A 15,174-nucleotide genomic window follows, 5' to 3' on the forward strand; every position below is an offset into this window, starting at 1 on the left:
GTTTCGTTTTCTTCCGACTCTACTTTCTCCGCTTGTTGCGCTTCTTGCTCAACTAAAGTCGCATCATATGCCTTACAAAACGGGAAATAAATTGCAAAGTCTACGAGAATCAACAGGGCAGCTAAGACAAAAGCTAAGACCCCCATCCCTGTCCCTAAAACTAAACCAATTGGAGCCGGCGTTGCCCAAGGTAAGACATACATAAAACTATTCATCCCAAACACATCAACAAAAAACTTGAATAAGCAAACGTTTACAATCGGAGTCACTAAAAACGGAACAAAGAAATAAGGATTTAAAATCATTGGTGCGGCGAATAATAATGGCTCATTCACTGCAAAACTGACTGGAATCACTGAAGCTTTCCCCACTGCTTTTAATTGTTTCGATTTCGCAAACAGCAAAAAGATAAACGGAACAACTAATGTTGCACCAGTGCCACCCATCGTTCCCACGAAATTTCCTAGACCAACAGTCAATACATGAGAAGCTTGTTCTCCTGAATTGAACAGCTGTAAGTTTGTTTCAACATTCGCATAAATAATTGCGGCAATCGCAGGTTCAACAATTGATGGACCATGCACTCCGACAAACCAGAAAAATGCCATTGCTCCCCATATCACAGCAATTCCTAAATAACCATCCGCAGCAGTAAACAATGGTTGCAATAATGTGATGATTGCTTCTGCAAATGAAATCCCAAAAAAACTACGTGCAACTAGATCGACCAATACTGCCGCAAATACAGAAAAGGAAAACGGAAAAATATCTCTGAATGTTTGAGAAATCGTTCCAGGCACTTCTTTTGGCATTTTGATCGTGATGTCTTTTCGAACACAAAATTTATAAATATTAACGGTAATAAATGCGGCGATAAACGAAGCCAGTAAACCCTTTGTTCCCATATATTCTGTAGAAAAACCACCTTCGATCGGTGAGACACTTAATAAAAGGAAACTAACTAAAGAAGCCAACATCACTGAGGTAGTATTAATGATTTTGTTTTTTGGCATTCTTCGGTTCATTGATTCAGCCAAACAGCGTGCAGTAGTTGTGGATACTAAAATGCCGACAACCCCCATCGAATAATTGTAGATCTTCCACAACCATGTCGATACATCTTCAGGCCACTGAAAACCAAAAATCTCAGGGACTGCCGCAATCAAGATAAAGATACTTGAAAATAAAATCGCTGGCATCGCTGTTAAAAAACCATCTCTTACTGCACCCAAATATATATTACGTGAGATTTTCTCAAAGATTGGTTTACCCTTTTCGATTTGCTTGATAATCCCATTCATGCTTTTCACTCCTAGTGATTATTTGTTTTATAAAGCTCAATAAAATCTTGGATCAAATCTCTTAGCAATAGAGTAGTCATCAAGTGATCTTGTCCATGGATAAAAATAAACCCCATATCCATGTCTTTACCCGAAGCTTCTTCAGCTAAGATTTTAGTTTGTGAATTGTGCGCCAACGTCAAGTTTTCATCTGCATCCTTCAGCGCTTCTTCTACACGATCAAACTTGCCTTGACGAACTTCCCTTAATAATGTTAATAATGTACTTCGTGCATCTCCTGAGTATGCCACAATCTCAAAACCTAACATTTGTAACTCTTCTTTATTCATCTTTCATTCCTCCAACTTAAATGATTGTCTTTGTTTCACTCACAAATTTATACCAATAGGCTGATTCTTTCGGGTAGCGTTTTTGCGTTTCAAAATCGACATAGAATAGCCCATAGCGTTTGTTATAGCCATTTGACCAAGAAAATAAATCCATTAGTGACCATAAAAAATATCCCTTCACATTGACACCATCAGAAATTGCTTGACTCAACGATTCTAAGTAGACTTTTAAATAGTCGATCCGTGGTTGGTCCATGATCACGCCGTCATCGAATTGGTCTTTGAACCCCATCCCATTTTCAGTAATATAAATTTTATTGTAGTGGGGATAATCTTTCTTGATCCGCAGCAATAAATCATATAGCCCTTCAGGATAGATCAACCAATCCCAATCAGTTCTTGGAATCCCTTCTTTATAAATCCGTTCACCAATTCCTTTGACTTTATAAACTGAAGTTCCTTTGTCTCCAGTCCCGTTATGATGAATCGCATTTTCTCCATGATACGCTTTAACAAAGTGACACTGGTAGTGATTTATCCCTAAATAATCATTGCGATTGGATGCACGTTTCATTTCTATCAAATCTTCTTCAGGAAAATCAAAGCTTGCTCCATTTGCTTCACAAATCTCAACAAGTGCCGAAAGTGTTTCTTTTGAATAATAGCCTAAATAAGTGGCATCTAATAGAAAACGAATCGATAATGCATCATCTAAAAAAGCTGCATGTTGATCTTCCTCAGATTCAGATGCTGGATATTTAGTTTCTAAGGAATGAACAACACCGATTTCCCCCTCATATCCATTGTCTTTGAACAAGTTCACTACTCTTGCGTGCGCATACATCATATTGTGTAGGCAAGCAATGATCTTTGTAAAATCATAGGTGATACCGGGAGGGAATATTCCTAGTAGATACTGATTCGTTGCTACCGGATAAATTTCATTGAAAGTACTCCAATACCGAACTTCTTTAAATTCCTCAAAACAAAACTTAGCATATTCAACAAACGCTTCTACATTATTTCGGTTCAAAAAATCTCCTTGATCGAATAAAACTTTTGGTGTGTCAAAATGATGGAGTGTCACAAAAGGCAATACACCATGTTTCTCGCATGAAGCAAAAACTTTATGGTAAAAAGCAACACCTTCTTCATTGGCTTTACCAGTACCTTCTGGAAAGATACGACTCCAGGCAATCGATAAGCGTAACCCGTTCACCCCAAACTTCTCACATAATTCAATATCTTTTTCATATTGATGATAAAAATCACTTGCTGGATCTGGACTGAATCTTCCTTGCCTCTCTAAAAATTCATCCCACGCAACTTCACCTTTTCCGCCTTCCTTCGTTGCACCTTCTACTTGATATGCCGCTGTTGCACCGCCAAAGATGAAATCTTTCAGTAATTTTAGCATTTCTTCCCCTACCTTCTTTTATGCTATTTATATGACAACACGAATTGTAATCGCATTCAAAACATTTGTCAACAATAACGAACATTTTCAATCATAAAAAAGCACATTTTAGTATTTCTATGTGTTTTTATGTTTGTTTATATGATTGTTAATGTTTATACGTGTTTGTTTCTGTTGACTCGTGTTATGCTTTATGATAGATTAATCATGAATTAGGAGTGATGATATGCTAAAAAGAGAGCGCTTACTGATGATTAGTGAAATGGTCAATAAAAAAGGAATACTGACAGTCAATGAAATCATCGAACAATTAAATGTCTCTGATATGACTGTTCGTCGGGACTTAGATGAATTAGAAAAATCAGGAAAACTGCTTCGTATCCATGGAGGTGCGCAAAGCCTAACATATACACTTGATCAAGAATTGTCACATACAGAAAAATCAGTCATGCAAATCAAAGAGAAGCAACAAATTGCCGTGAGTGCTGCTCAACTGATCGACGAAGGAGACACAATTTTTTTAGGCCCAGGAACTACGATCGAGTTATTAGCATCTCACTTGATCCATCGTAAACTGCGGATCATTACGAACAATTACGCCGTTTTTGAAGTTCTTGCTCAAGCAGAAGTACCTGAAATTTTGTTGGTCGGAGGTGACTTCCGAAAAAATACCGGAGCCTTTGTTGGTCCGATCACCAACGACACTCTAAGAAAACTTAAATTTACTAAATCCTTTATCAGTGCAAATGGTGTCCATAATGAAGCTATTTCAACCTACAGTACTGAAGAAGGCGAAGCACAACAGATTGCCCTCAATCATTCGAAAAATAAATTTTTGTTAGTGGATCATCAAAAATTCAATCGTGATGATTTTTATATCTTTTATCAATTACATGATTTTGATTTACTGATTACTGACACTAATATCAAAGAACATGTGAAAGACCACTATTCTCAATATGTTCAAATCAAAATCTCAGAAACACTAGAAAATGAAGTTTAGGAGTGAACTTATGAAAGGAATTATTTTTGATTTTAATGGAACAATGTTCCAAGATTCACATCTTCATGAAGCCGCATGGATTCGAATGATTCATCGTTATTCAAAAAAAGAACTTTCTGACGAAGATATCGTTAAAAACATACATGGTCGAACAAATAGTGAAATATTAGCTTATTTTATATCTCCTACTTTAACAACGGATGAAATAGCAAATTTATCGTATGAAAAAGAAGCTCATTATCGTAGCCTTTGTTTAGAAAAACCTGAAGAGCTAGTCCTCACTGATGGCTTGATTGCGACCTTAGATATATTGAACGAACAAAATATACCTATTACGATCGCTACCGCGACAGTTAAAGAAAATGTCGAATTTTATTTCGAGATTTTTAATTTGTCCAATTGGTTTTCTTTCGATAAGGTCGTTTATGATGATGGTACTTTTCCAGGTAAACCACAACCTGATATCTTTATAAAAGCAGCACAAAAATTAGCACTTGAACCTAAAGATTGCCTCGTCATCGAAGATGCATACTCAGGACTTTTAGCAGCCACACGAGCGAATATCGGTATGATCATCGCAATTGATCCATATGGTAAAAATCGTCAATTATTCTCTGCGAAAGAACTGAGAAAAGATAGCATCATTGAGAATTTTGATAACTTTTATTTTAATTTTTTGACTCCTTCAATTTGATAAAAAAAGATAGACGTATAAACGTCTATCTTTTTTATTTATTTACGCTTTTTTCCACCAAAAGCATCTTTTACCTTATCAAAAAAACCATCTTCTTGTTGCTCTTGAACATGCATGCCGCCAGCTTTAGCAAACGCTCGTAAGGCGTCACGTTGTTCTTCATTGAGGTTCTTAGGTGTAATTAATTTCACGCGTACATGTTGATCGCCAGTTGATCCGCCACGCAATCGTGGAGCTCCTTTGCCACGTAAGCGGAAGTTGGTTCCCGTTTGCGTACCCGCAGGGATCTTCAATTTGACATCCCCATGCACAGTTGGTACTTGGACTTCATCACCTAGTGCTGCTTGCACGAAGCTTAATGGCAATTCGTAATAGATCTCTGAACCATCACGATCGAAGATATCACTTTCTTCTACTCGGAAGACTACATACAGATCGCCAAACGGTCCACCATTTTCACCCGCTTCGCCTTGACCAGCTAAACGCATTTGTTGTCCTTCTTCCACACCGGCTGGTACATTGACTTTGACCGTATGTGCTTTTTTCTCATGACCAGAGCCATGACAAGTCGGACATGGTTCTTTGATTTCTTTCCCAGTACCACGACAAACATCACAAGTTTGACGGCTCATCACACGACCAAGCGGTGTTTGACGTTCCACATTGATCGTACCTGAACCATGACATTTATGACAAGTCGTCGGTTGTGTTCCTGGTTTTGCACCATTCCCACTACATGTATGACAAATCTCTTCACGATTGTATTTGATTTCTTTTTCAATACCAAATATTGCTTCTTCAAATGATAAATTGATCGTATATTGGAGATCCGCTCCTTGTCGAGGGGCATTAGGATCAACTGATCTTCCGCCACCGCCGAAAAATGAATCAAAAATATCTTCAAATCCACCGAAGCCAGCGCCTCCACCAGAGAAGCCGCCAAAACCACCAAATCCGCCACCGCCTGCGCCGTAATTCGGATCAGTTCCGGCATGTCCGTATTGATCGTAAGCTGCACGTTTTTGCGGATCACTTAAAATCTCATAAGCCTCTGAAACTTCTTTGAATTTTTCATCAGCATCCGGCTCTTTATTGATATCTGGATGGTATTTCTTTGATAACTTTCGATATGCTTTTTTAATTTCGTCTTCTGAAGCTCCCTTTGACAGCCCCAAGACTTCATAATAATCACGTTTTGTTGCCATAGGCTTTCCTCCTATTGGTTCTCTTCATTTCCACGTCGTTTGTTATCATATCACACTTTGATCGAAACAAAAACCGGAAATTTTGAAGTATCGACTAAAGAAGAAAAAATCGATCATTGATTTCTATGGCATGAAGAAAAGAAAGTATTTCTCTCCTTGATCCAAAGAAAATCCACAACTGATGACTTATTCCTTTACACTAGTGATGCTTCAATACTCAAACTAAATTCTCCCCTCGGAAATAAGCCGAAGAATCGCGAAAATATGAGAAGCTATTTTCGAATTCTTCGGCTTATTCTAAAGCGGGACTTGACCTCTTTAGGTGAAACTACATGAACTGATTATTTTTTGTCGTCATCGACTTCTTCAAAATCAGCATCTACGACATCATCCGCTCCGCCTTGTGCTGCTTCAGGATTTTCTTGCGCTTGTTGTTGTGCAGCTTGTTCATATAATTTAACTGTCAAGTTTTGCACGATTTCATTCAATGCATCACGTTTTGTTTTCATTTCTTCGATATTGTTTGCTTCTACAGCAGCTTTCAATTCATCACGAGCTGCCTCCGCTTTTTTCACTTCTTCTTCGTCAACTTTACCTTCTAATTCTTTCAAAGTCTTGTCAACTGAGAATAGTAATGCATCGACATCGTTGCGTAGATCAACTTCTTCTTTACGTGCTTTATCTGCTTCTGCATTTGATTCAGCATCTTTTACCATACGTTCGATTTCTTCGTCTGTTAAACCTGAAGAAGATTTGATCGTGATTTTTTGTTCTTTTTGTGTACCTAGATCTTTTGCAGATACATTCACGATACCATTTTTATCAATATCAAATGTTACTTCGATTTGTGGGATACCACGTGGTGCAGCTGGAATATCTGTCAATTGGAAGCGACCTAATGTTTTGTTGTCCGCAGCCATTGGGCGTTCCCCTTGCAATACATGGATATCTACAGCAGGTTGATTATCCGCAGCTGTTGAGAACACTTGTGACTTACTTGTTGGGATCGTTGTATTACGATCGATCAATTTTGTAAATACGCCACCCATTGTTTCAATACCTAAAGATAAAGGTGTTACGTCTAGTAAAACAACGTCTTTCACATCACCAGTGATAACGCCACCTTGGATCGCAGCACCCATTGCTACAACTTCATCTGGGTTTACTGATTTATTTGGTTCTTTACCTGTTTCTTTTCTTACAGCTTCAACAACTGCAGGAATACGAGTTGAACCACCAACTAGAATAACTTCATCGATTTCTGATTGAGATAGACCAGCATCTTTCAATGCTTGACGTACAGGAACTTTTGTACGTTCTACTAGATCAGCTGTCAATTCATCAAATTTCGCACGAGTCAATGTCATTTCTAAATGCAATGGACCTGCATCGCCTGCTGTGATAAATGGCAAGCTGATTTGAGTACTTGAAACACCTGAAAGATCTTTTTTCGCTTTTTCAGCAGCATCTTTCAAACGTTGTAAAGCCATTTTATCTTGACCTAGATCAATGCCGTTTTCTTTTTTGAATTCAGCAACCATGTGGTCGATGATTTTGTTGTCAAAGTCATCCCCACCTAAATGGTTGTCTCCAGCAGTAGATAATACATCGAATACGCCATCACCTAATTCAAGGATCGATACGTCAAATGTACCACCACCAAGGTCAAATACTAAGATTTTTTCATCGCGGTCAGTTTTATCTAAACCATAAGCAAGTGCTGCCGCAGTTGGTTCGTTAACGATACGTTCTACTTCTAATCCAGCGATTTTACCAGCGTCTTTTGTTGCTTGACGTTGTGCATCATTGAAGTAAGCAGGAACAGTGATAACTGCTTTTTCTACTTTTTCACCTAGATAGTCTTCGGCAAAACCTTTGATGTATTGTAAGATCATTGCTGAGATTTCTTGAGGTGTATATGATTTACCTTCAACATCTACTTTATAACCAGCTTCACCGATGTGGCGTTTGATTGAAGAAATCGTGTTAGGGTTTGTCACTGCTTGACGTTTTGCTACTTCCCCTACTTGGATCTCACCATTTTTAAATGACACAACAGAAGGTGTTGTACGATTTCCTTCTGGGTTTGCAATGATTTTTGCTTCGTTTCCTTCTAATACAGCTACTGCTGAGTTTGTTGTACCTAAGTCAATACCGATAATTTTACTCATAATAAACGTCTCCTTATCTTATTACAAAGTTGTTTGTTTCTATTCCATCATGACTTTATTGTGCGACGATGACCATTGTTGGTCTCAATACGCGGTCATGTAATTTATATCCTTCTTGTAGCACTTCAACGATCGTATCAGCCGGTAAATCATCCGTTGCCGGTACCGTTTGAACTGCTTGATGCAATGTCGGGTCAAAAGGTTCTCCTTTTGCAGGGATTTTTTCGATCCCTTCTTCCTTCAACGCATGTTTTAAACTTTCAAGTACCATCTCGACACCTTTTTTCAAGCTTGCGCCTTGTTCATCCGAAACTTCTGTCGCTAATGCACGTTCCAAGTTGTCGATTGAAGGTAACAATTTTTTTGCTAAATCTTGTGAGCGGTATTTTTGCAGTTGCTCACGTTCGTTTTTACCACGATTCGCCATATTAGCGATTTCTGCTCGTGCACGTAAAAACTTATCTTCCATTTCATCAAATTCAGCTTGGAGATTCGCAAGTTCGTTTATTTCTTCCTCTTCTGAAACTTCAACTTCTTCTGTTTCTGGATCAACCTGCGTATCATTCAATTCCTGATCTAATTCTTCCTGGTTTTCTTTCATGATGCAGTCTTCCTTTCCTTATTCAGTCAGATGCTTGATCGCTCAGTTCGAAAAAGAACGATCAGTCACTTTTTCGATTGTTAAAAATCCGAACGGTCAAGCGTGCGGTAATAATCAGCAAGCTTGTACGCCAATTCTTTTCGATAGACATCCACGAGGCCTAACATTTTTGAATAAGGCATACTAGTTGGTCCGAGCAATGCAATCGTCCCACGTCCATGGCCAACGATTTCGTAACTCGCTTGGATCATACTCATATTTTGCAATAGATCATTGCCTAACTCCGAACCGATCTTGATGTGTATCTTACTATCCATCGGTACGATCATCTGTGTCAGTTCGTAAGTATCTGTCATAAATGAAAACATTGACTTGAACTGATCCACATCTTGCAGTGGTTCATAATTTAGCAGATTCATTTGGCCACTTACATAAACTTTATCTTCAAACGCATGACTCAAAACTGTGTCAAAGAGATTAGACATCCCTTCTGTCGTTTGGAAATACTTATGTAAGATCATCGGAATCTCCGTACGCAACTTATTGTATACGGTCACTAACGGGTCACCGACCAAACGATCATTGACAATACGAACCATCTTCTCTAAGTCCTGACTACCTAAGTTTTCAGGAAGAGTAAAAACCTGACTTTCCACATTTCCATTGTCTGTCACCACGATCGCAATGACCTGACGACTATTCAATGGTACGATGCGAAAACCGGTCAAACGGCGATCTTTAATCTCGGGTCCTAACGAAAAAGTAGTGTAACTAGTCAACTCAGATAAGATCTCAGCTGATTGCTTGATGATTTCGTTGATTTCATGGAATTCCTTGTTTAAAGACTGTCGAATTTGGTGCAAATCATCATTTGCTACACGAGCAGGTCGTAAGAGATGATCCACATAGTAACGATAACCCAGCGCAGACGGTATACGTCCAGATGAAGAGTGTGTCTTCAATAAAAGTCCCTCATCCTCTAAAGCCTTCATATCATTACGGATCGTCGCTGGACTTGCCTCGACTCCTTCCGCCATTAACGTTTTGGAACCAACGGGCACCCCACTACTCGTATAGTTTTGGATGATCAGACGTAAAATATCACTTTGTCGCTGTGTCAACATCTTTCTCACCTCTCATTAGCACTCTTATCTTCTAAGTGCTAACCCACTTATAAATATAGCAAGAAGACCAAAAAGTGTCAAGGAAAAGAACCCACTTTTTTAGCACTCTAACATACAGAGTGCTAACCAATTAATGATTGACTCAAATCCCCTTAAAATCAAGCTTTCTCTCCGTAAAACACTTAGTAAATTTGTTTTTTTATCTATCGGTTATAAAAAATTTAAACAATCAATTAAACACTCGGCAACTCTTTATCCAATAAAAACCGCTCGAATACATTATTCCCCAAAAAAGTTCCCTTTTGTGTCAAATACACTCGATCCTTTTCATTCACTAATAGATCTTCCTCCACTAATTCGTCAAGGACAGATTGATACAACGATTCAAGCGATTGGCCATAACGTGCTAAAAAGTGTTGCTTTTCAATGCCCACTTTTTTTCTTAGCCCAAGAAACATCTCTTCTTCGATTTGATTCTTTCGTGACAACTCTTCTTTTTCCAAAACAGGCAATTCACCTTCACGTAACGGACGTAAATAATGTTGGATCGGCCCCTTGTTGCGATACCGAGTATGGTCCAAATAACCACTTGCTCCTGCACCAAATCCGAAGTAATGGTCATTATTCCAATACATCAAATTATGTTGCGATTCGTGACCAGCTATGCCAAAGTTGCTGATTTCGTATTGATGACGTTGATGTTTCTCCATCGCCTCGATCGTTTCTTCAAACATCCGAGTCTCCGTCTCTTGATCCGGCAGCTGCAATCTCCCTTGCCGAACCCAATTCATGAACATCGTTTTGTTCTCTAAAATCAATGAATATAAGGAATAGTGTGGCAAGTCTAGTGCTAATGCCCGCTCCAATGTATCACGATAGCCTTCTAACGTCTGTCCAGGCAACGCATAAATCAAATCTATGCTGACATTCGAGAAATTTTCCGCCTCTAAAAAACGCATCGTTTCATAGACATCTTCTGCCGTATGCTTTCGCCCAATCTTTTTTAATAAACGATTATCAAACGTTTGAACACCCATTGACAAACGATTGACCCCATAATTCTTCATAACTTGTAGCTTTTCTCTCGTCAAATCACCCGGATTCGCTTCAACCGTAAACTCTTTTCCTTCATTAAAAGGTAAAATCTCTCTTGCGCCAGACAGTAACCGATCTAGCTGCTTCGCCGATAACGAAGTCGGTGTTCCACCACCAACATATAACGTCTCCAACTCCTTGACTGGTCGGCGCGCCATCATGATCGCCATTTCTTTTAACAGCATCTCCACATACTCATCGACCGGCTGTCCTTCAAGAAACACTTTATTGAAGTCACAGTAATAACAGATATGTTCACAAAATGGAATATGGATATAAGCAGAAACCTTATGTTCTGCGGATTTGTTTGTTTCTTTCATTGTTTTTTCTTTCTCCTTACGTCAAAAAGTCGTACCGCTTTTCGACCACTCTTTAAACGGTGTTCAAGTGCCAACTCCTTGAAATAAGCTAGCAATTTTCAAAACATGAAAAGCTGTTTCGAAAATTGCTTTCTTATTATCATCGGAGCTAACCGGCACTTTCACGACCTCTTATATACGCATACTAAACGTATTTAACAAACAAATCCACTAAAAAATCCAAGAATCAATTTCTTGGATTAGTTTTTCTTTGGTTGTCGTAGAGACTTGGTTGTAAATTTACAGTGTGGTTTTCATGATTACTCGGATAGAATAGCTTTTGAAAGTTCATTATTTCATTTTGTTTAAAATCATATACCCTAATGTAGAATCATCTACTTATCGAGACCATAAAACACCCATCAACGATTGTAAAATAACCAATAACGTTCAATGACGTCTTTAAATTCCTTCGTAGGATATTTCCCTCTTAAATCAAATTCATGAGTCGTTCCATCTGTAAACTTGATTTCATATTTATAAAGTACTTTATTTTCCGTATCTTCTTGCTTAAAAGAGCCTACATCTGATATTTCATTCCATTTTTTCAAATGATACTTATTGTTTTCAAAATATGCTAACCCATCTTCATCTAACCTATAAATCAATCCATCATATTTTTTTAATCTTACAATGTTGTAAAATCCTGTACTTACTAAACCAAATGAAAGGACACTTATTAAATATACTAAAAATGGTACTCCAGTTAAAACTATTACTAAAAATAAGATACTATTAACCAGCATATCCCATGTATCTTCAGCGCTAAAAAAAGGGTAAAAGAGCCATATAAGTCCGGCTATTGTAAGAGTTATCAATAATACTCCAAAAAATATCATTTTTACTGATTCTCTCCAACCAACTTTAAGCACAAAAGGATCTTGATCTATCATTTTACAAAATCACCTCTTACAAGAATTTTCATAAAATAAATACCTTTTCATTATTCAAAGTCTTAACCAATTGAATTATATTTTTGTTTGCTAAATAATCGAATAAAAATATTTAGCAGACTCAAATCATAGACTGCCAATTCTTAATACTTGAAATTTTAGTCGCTTTTTCTATATAGTTATGAATCAATTTCACATTTTTTTAATATGTATAAATTGCATTTCAAGTATCTAACACACATTTCTACTCCGACAACTGATTTTAAAGATTATTTTTTACATTTACGTTACGAGCAATGTCAATCATCAGCATAATAAACATAATAGGACCAGTTACTCTCACAAAAAATACACCTAAAATTACAGCTAGTAGTGGTACAACACCTAAGCCATTTGGACTTGGATCTAAATTAGGAGAAATTTTAAAAATAACCGAAAATACAATTGGAACAACTACTAAAATAAACAAATTTATTATAAACAACACTATACTTATGTTTCGAATTTTCTTAAACATAAAACACCTCATTTCCAATTTTTCGTTACTTATTATGTATTTAATAAATTTAATCGTTTGTCTAAGGACAAATCTTAACTAGAATAATAAAAAATGGTTATCACTAGTTAAAACGTAATAATATTAAGTTGAGTACAAGAGAAAAAAATCCTATATATACATAAAATCGATATTTAGTTAAATAAGTTTCTACTTTCGTATAATCAGATTTTGATAAACCTTTATCAAGATTTTTTCGTACTATTTTTTTTATTTTCAATAAAAAATTGATACCTATACTGAAAAACATGAGACTTAAGAAACATAAGAGTATTCGAGCCTCTAAATATATCACTTTTACTTACCTAATCCCTTCTTCATATCTACTGTCAAAAGTTTATGTAAAAAAATAGTCTTTTTCGGATACTACATCTAAATTTTCTATAATGACTCTCCAGCTAATGCTTTACCTCGTACTGACGTTATAACACTTTGAGCAACAATAACATTTTCTACGACTCGAGCTATGTTTCACTAATTATTTACGCTGTTTACGATTTGCTGTACTTGTTCTTTTTCAGTCTTTTAATTTTCCCTCCAATTCCTCTAAGTTTCTAGTCATCATATGTACCTTTACAAGCATTGTTAATCAATTTTCGAAGGATATTAAAATGTCTTTTTAACGATAGGATAAATGTTTTACAAAAATCACTCCTTAATTTTTCTGGTTTTGTCATTTATAATTGCTTAAATCCTCAGCTAATTAAGTAGTTTTAGAACGATCTTTCTTTTTTTCTTGGTACCAAAGATATAGAGTATATACCACTAACATGATTACACCAAACGGAGCAGTAATATATATTCCCAACAGCGAAAACCCTATACATGATAATACAATATCACTATCAACAAATTTAGGAAATAAGTTACTCAATACACTCAAAATAAAGGGCATTACAATTAACATAAACGTATTAACACCTAATAGAACTTGACTTATCAAAAACATTTTTTTCATTTGTCCACTCTTTTCTTTTAGTCTATAAGTTCAAACCTGTATTTTTTTATTCTCAACTACTTTCATCAGTTTTCTCCAAAATTACACTGTTGATAAGCTTTAAGGAACGTATGAGCGAGTGACCTTTTGATTTAACGACTTTCTTATAAAAATATACGCAAAAGTTCTGGATTCTATCCTATTAATTATATTCTAATGTTTTTCTCTTTATTCCAGATCAAATTATTTACCTTCTAAAATTATAAAGTATGGATTATTTCTAGTTATACTACATAACTAACTATTACATTTTACGAGGTCTTTTAAGATCATTTCGAGAATCTCTTCTTCTGACATATCACCAGTTATTGTTTTTTCATTGTCTAATCTCAAATAGTCTTTTTCCAGCCACCATTTTTTCATGACTGTTTCACCCCATTGGACACTTTTCTCTCTTGTTTTATGCCGATTCACTGTTTCCTCAAAAGGGATATCAAAGTAATAAATATGCGCATTCTGTTGAAAATTCGTAACTAGCTCAACAAACATCTCTTTATAAATATGACTGCCTAGTATCCCTTCTATCACAATGATTTTAAATTTCCCTTGCCCAAATAATGCGATGGATTGGATCAAGTCAGCCGTAGGATTTTCTATGCGGTCTTTTACGTTGAGGATGTTTAATCTGACTTCATCCTGAGCGATCAGCATCACTTCTCCTCGAGGAAATGATGCTCTAATTTTTGATGCGATGGTAGATTTTCCGCTTGCAGAATTGCCACGCAAAATAATTAATTGACTATTCATTTACTATCCTTCCTTCAGTTTTTATAATTTTTCAAAACAATCATTTCCCCAAGCAGTCCACAGCCTCCTCAAAAGTTGATACAAAATAGAAGTTATTCCCTTTGTTTGCTTCTCGAATAAAATCCTTCAGCGCTTGACTGCCTTCACTAAAATCACCAATGATTGCTAAATGGATATCATAATTGATATATTTTTGCAAAATTTCTCCTGCTATTCCTGAACTTAGATCATAAAATCCATTGATTACGGCTTCTTTCCTTAGAATGATATCAGTTGTTTGATAGTGATAATTTAATGACATTGCCAAATCTAAGGCAGAGGCAGTATCAAAAATCAGTGGTTTATGATTTTCCATTTCAATCACTACGATGTTCTTTTTGTTTTTTTCAACTACGTTTACCAACAATTGTCTCACCTCTTGTTTTTTTTAAGTATATCATAGTGGCGGATTCATTTTTGGAACATTTTACTTACTTGCTGCTTATTTTTTGTTACAAATATGACTGCTAAAAAATCGATAAAAAAATAACTCGTGAAATCCTAAAACTTGAACAGTTTCTTGATTTTTACGAGCTATTTTTTTATGTGCAACCAATTTTGGTTTATTTTATTAATGCAAAAAAATATGAGCAACTTCATACGTTTGTTCTTTTGTTAGAATCACCTATTTAGCGAAGTTCAT

General features: G+C 36.4%; 13 protein-coding genes and 1 pseudogene. 2 read left to right on the top strand and 12 right to left on the bottom strand.

What is annotated here, in order from left to right:
* Positions 1-25: 25 nt before the first annotated feature.
* The 3 genes and pseudogenes from IGL24_RS08535 to lacG form a co-directional block, all read right to left on the bottom strand.
* A pseudogene (locus IGL24_RS08535) lies at positions 26-1,301 on the bottom strand (PTS transporter subunit EIIC); the annotation flags it as partial.
* A gap of 11 nt (positions 1,302-1,312) precedes the next feature.
* Positions 1,313-1,630: a PTS lactose/cellobiose transporter subunit IIA gene (locus IGL24_RS08540; protein WP_206855965.1), complete on the bottom strand. Its 318-nt coding sequence runs from the start codon at positions 1,628-1,630 to the stop codon at positions 1,313-1,315.
* 16 nt (positions 1,631-1,646) lie between these two features.
* Complete coding sequence (gene lacG / locus IGL24_RS08545) at positions 1,647-3,047, bottom strand: 6-phospho-beta-galactosidase (protein ID WP_429968433.1); 1,401 nt, start codon at positions 3,045-3,047, stop codon at positions 1,647-1,649.
* Between the two features lie 226 nt (positions 3,048-3,273).
* Here lacG and IGL24_RS08550 point away from each other — a divergent pair, with 226 nt between their 5' ends.
* Both IGL24_RS08550 and IGL24_RS08555 read left to right on the top strand, forming a co-directional pair.
* Entirely contained in the window at positions 3,274-4,050 is a 777-nt protein-coding gene (locus IGL24_RS08550; protein WP_207700231.1) for a DeoR/GlpR family DNA-binding transcription regulator, read from the top strand.
* Positions 4,051-4,060: 10 nt separating this feature from the next.
* A complete protein-coding gene (locus tag IGL24_RS08555; RefSeq protein WP_206855960.1) occupies positions 4,061-4,744 on the top strand; it encodes an HAD family hydrolase in 684 nt (227 codons plus the stop codon).
* A 38-nt stretch (positions 4,745-4,782) separates the two neighbouring features.
* Here the strand turns inward: IGL24_RS08555 and dnaJ are convergent, their stop codons facing one another.
* The 9 genes from dnaJ to IGL24_RS08600 form a co-directional block, all read right to left on the bottom strand.
* On the bottom strand, positions 4,783-5,949 hold the full coding sequence (gene dnaJ, locus IGL24_RS08560) for a molecular chaperone DnaJ (RefSeq protein ID WP_206857188.1): 1,167 nt from the start codon (positions 5,947-5,949) through the stop codon (positions 4,783-4,785).
* A gap of 341 nt (positions 5,950-6,290) precedes the next feature.
* Positions 6,291-8,120, bottom strand: coding sequence for a molecular chaperone DnaK (dnaK, locus tag IGL24_RS08565; RefSeq protein WP_010735218.1), 1,830 nt, complete (start codon positions 8,118-8,120; stop codon positions 6,291-6,293).
* 55 nt (positions 8,121-8,175) lie between these two features.
* Entirely contained in the window at positions 8,176-8,721 is a 546-nt protein-coding gene (gene grpE / locus IGL24_RS08570; RefSeq protein WP_206857187.1) for a nucleotide exchange factor GrpE, read from the bottom strand.
* An 80-nt stretch (positions 8,722-8,801) separates the two neighbouring features.
* The gene (gene hrcA / locus IGL24_RS08575; RefSeq protein WP_206857185.1) at positions 8,802-9,845 is read right to left on the bottom strand and encodes a heat-inducible transcriptional repressor HrcA; all 1,044 of its coding nucleotides are present in this window, start codon (positions 9,843-9,845) and stop codon (positions 8,802-8,804) included.
* 233 nt (positions 9,846-10,078) lie between these two features.
* Complete coding sequence (gene hemW, locus IGL24_RS08580; protein ID WP_207700232.1) at positions 10,079-11,260, bottom strand: radical SAM family heme chaperone HemW; 1,182 nt, start codon at positions 11,258-11,260, stop codon at positions 10,079-10,081.
* A gap of 401 nt (positions 11,261-11,661) precedes the next feature.
* Entirely contained in the window at positions 11,662-12,192 is a 531-nt protein-coding gene (locus IGL24_RS08585; RefSeq protein WP_207700233.1) for a hypothetical protein, read from the bottom strand.
* Between the two features lie 262 nt (positions 12,193-12,454).
* A complete protein-coding gene (locus IGL24_RS08590; RefSeq protein ID WP_429966317.1) occupies positions 12,455-12,709 on the bottom strand; it encodes a hypothetical protein in 255 nt (84 codons plus the stop codon).
* A gap of 1,273 nt (positions 12,710-13,982) precedes the next feature.
* The gene (locus IGL24_RS08595) at positions 13,983-14,492 is read right to left on the bottom strand and encodes an AAA family ATPase (RefSeq protein WP_206857176.1); all 510 of its coding nucleotides are present in this window, start codon (positions 14,490-14,492) and stop codon (positions 13,983-13,985) included.
* 40 nt (positions 14,493-14,532) lie between these two features.
* Positions 14,533-14,907, bottom strand: coding sequence for a DUF4180 domain-containing protein (locus IGL24_RS08600; protein ID WP_429968434.1), 375 nt, complete (start codon positions 14,905-14,907; stop codon positions 14,533-14,535).
* Between the last annotated feature and the right edge of the window lie 267 nt (positions 14,908-15,174).

It is taken from the genome of Enterococcus sp. DIV2371, assembly GCF_050498525.1.
GTDB lineage: Bacteria > Bacillota > Bacilli > Lactobacillales > Enterococcaceae > Enterococcus_B > Enterococcus_B mangumiae.

Coding starts and splice junctions, on each gene's coding strand:
- lacG (WP_429968433.1), bottom strand. CDS start 3,047: ATGCTAAAATTACTGAAAGATTTCATCTTTGGCGGTGCAACAGCGGCA.
- dnaJ (WP_206857188.1), bottom strand. CDS start 5,949: ATGGCAACAAAACGTGATTATTATGAAGTCTTGGGGCTGTCAAAGGGA.
- hrcA (WP_206857185.1), bottom strand. CDS start 9,845: ATGTTGACACAGCGACAAAGTGATATTTTACGTCTGATCATCCAAAAC.
- IGL24_RS08555 (WP_206855960.1), top strand. CDS start 4,061: ATGAAAGGAATTATTTTTGATTTTAATGGAACAATGTTCCAAGATTCA.
- IGL24_RS08595 (WP_206857176.1), bottom strand. CDS start 14,492: ATGAATAGTCAATTAATTATTTTGCGTGGCAATTCTGCAAGCGGAAAA.
- IGL24_RS08550 (WP_207700231.1), top strand. CDS start 3,274: ATGCTAAAAAGAGAGCGCTTACTGATGATTAGTGAAATGGTCAATAAA.
- grpE (WP_206857187.1), bottom strand. CDS start 8,721: ATGAAAGAAAACCAGGAAGAATTAGATCAGGAATTGAATGATACGCAG.
- IGL24_RS08590 (WP_429966317.1), bottom strand. CDS start 12,709: ATGTTTAAGAAAATTCGAAACATAAGTATAGTGTTGTTTATAATAAAT.
- hemW (WP_207700232.1), bottom strand. CDS start 11,260: ATGAAAGAAACAAACAAATCCGCAGAACATAAGGTTTCTGCTTATATC.
- dnaK (WP_010735218.1), bottom strand. CDS start 8,120: ATGAGTAAAATTATCGGTATTGACTTAGGTACAACAAACTCAGCAGTA.
- IGL24_RS08540 (WP_206855965.1), bottom strand. CDS start 1,630: ATGAATAAAGAAGAGTTACAAATGTTAGGTTTTGAGATTGTGGCATAC.
- IGL24_RS08585 (WP_207700233.1), bottom strand. CDS start 12,192: ATGATAGATCAAGATCCTTTTGTGCTTAAAGTTGGTTGGAGAGAATCA.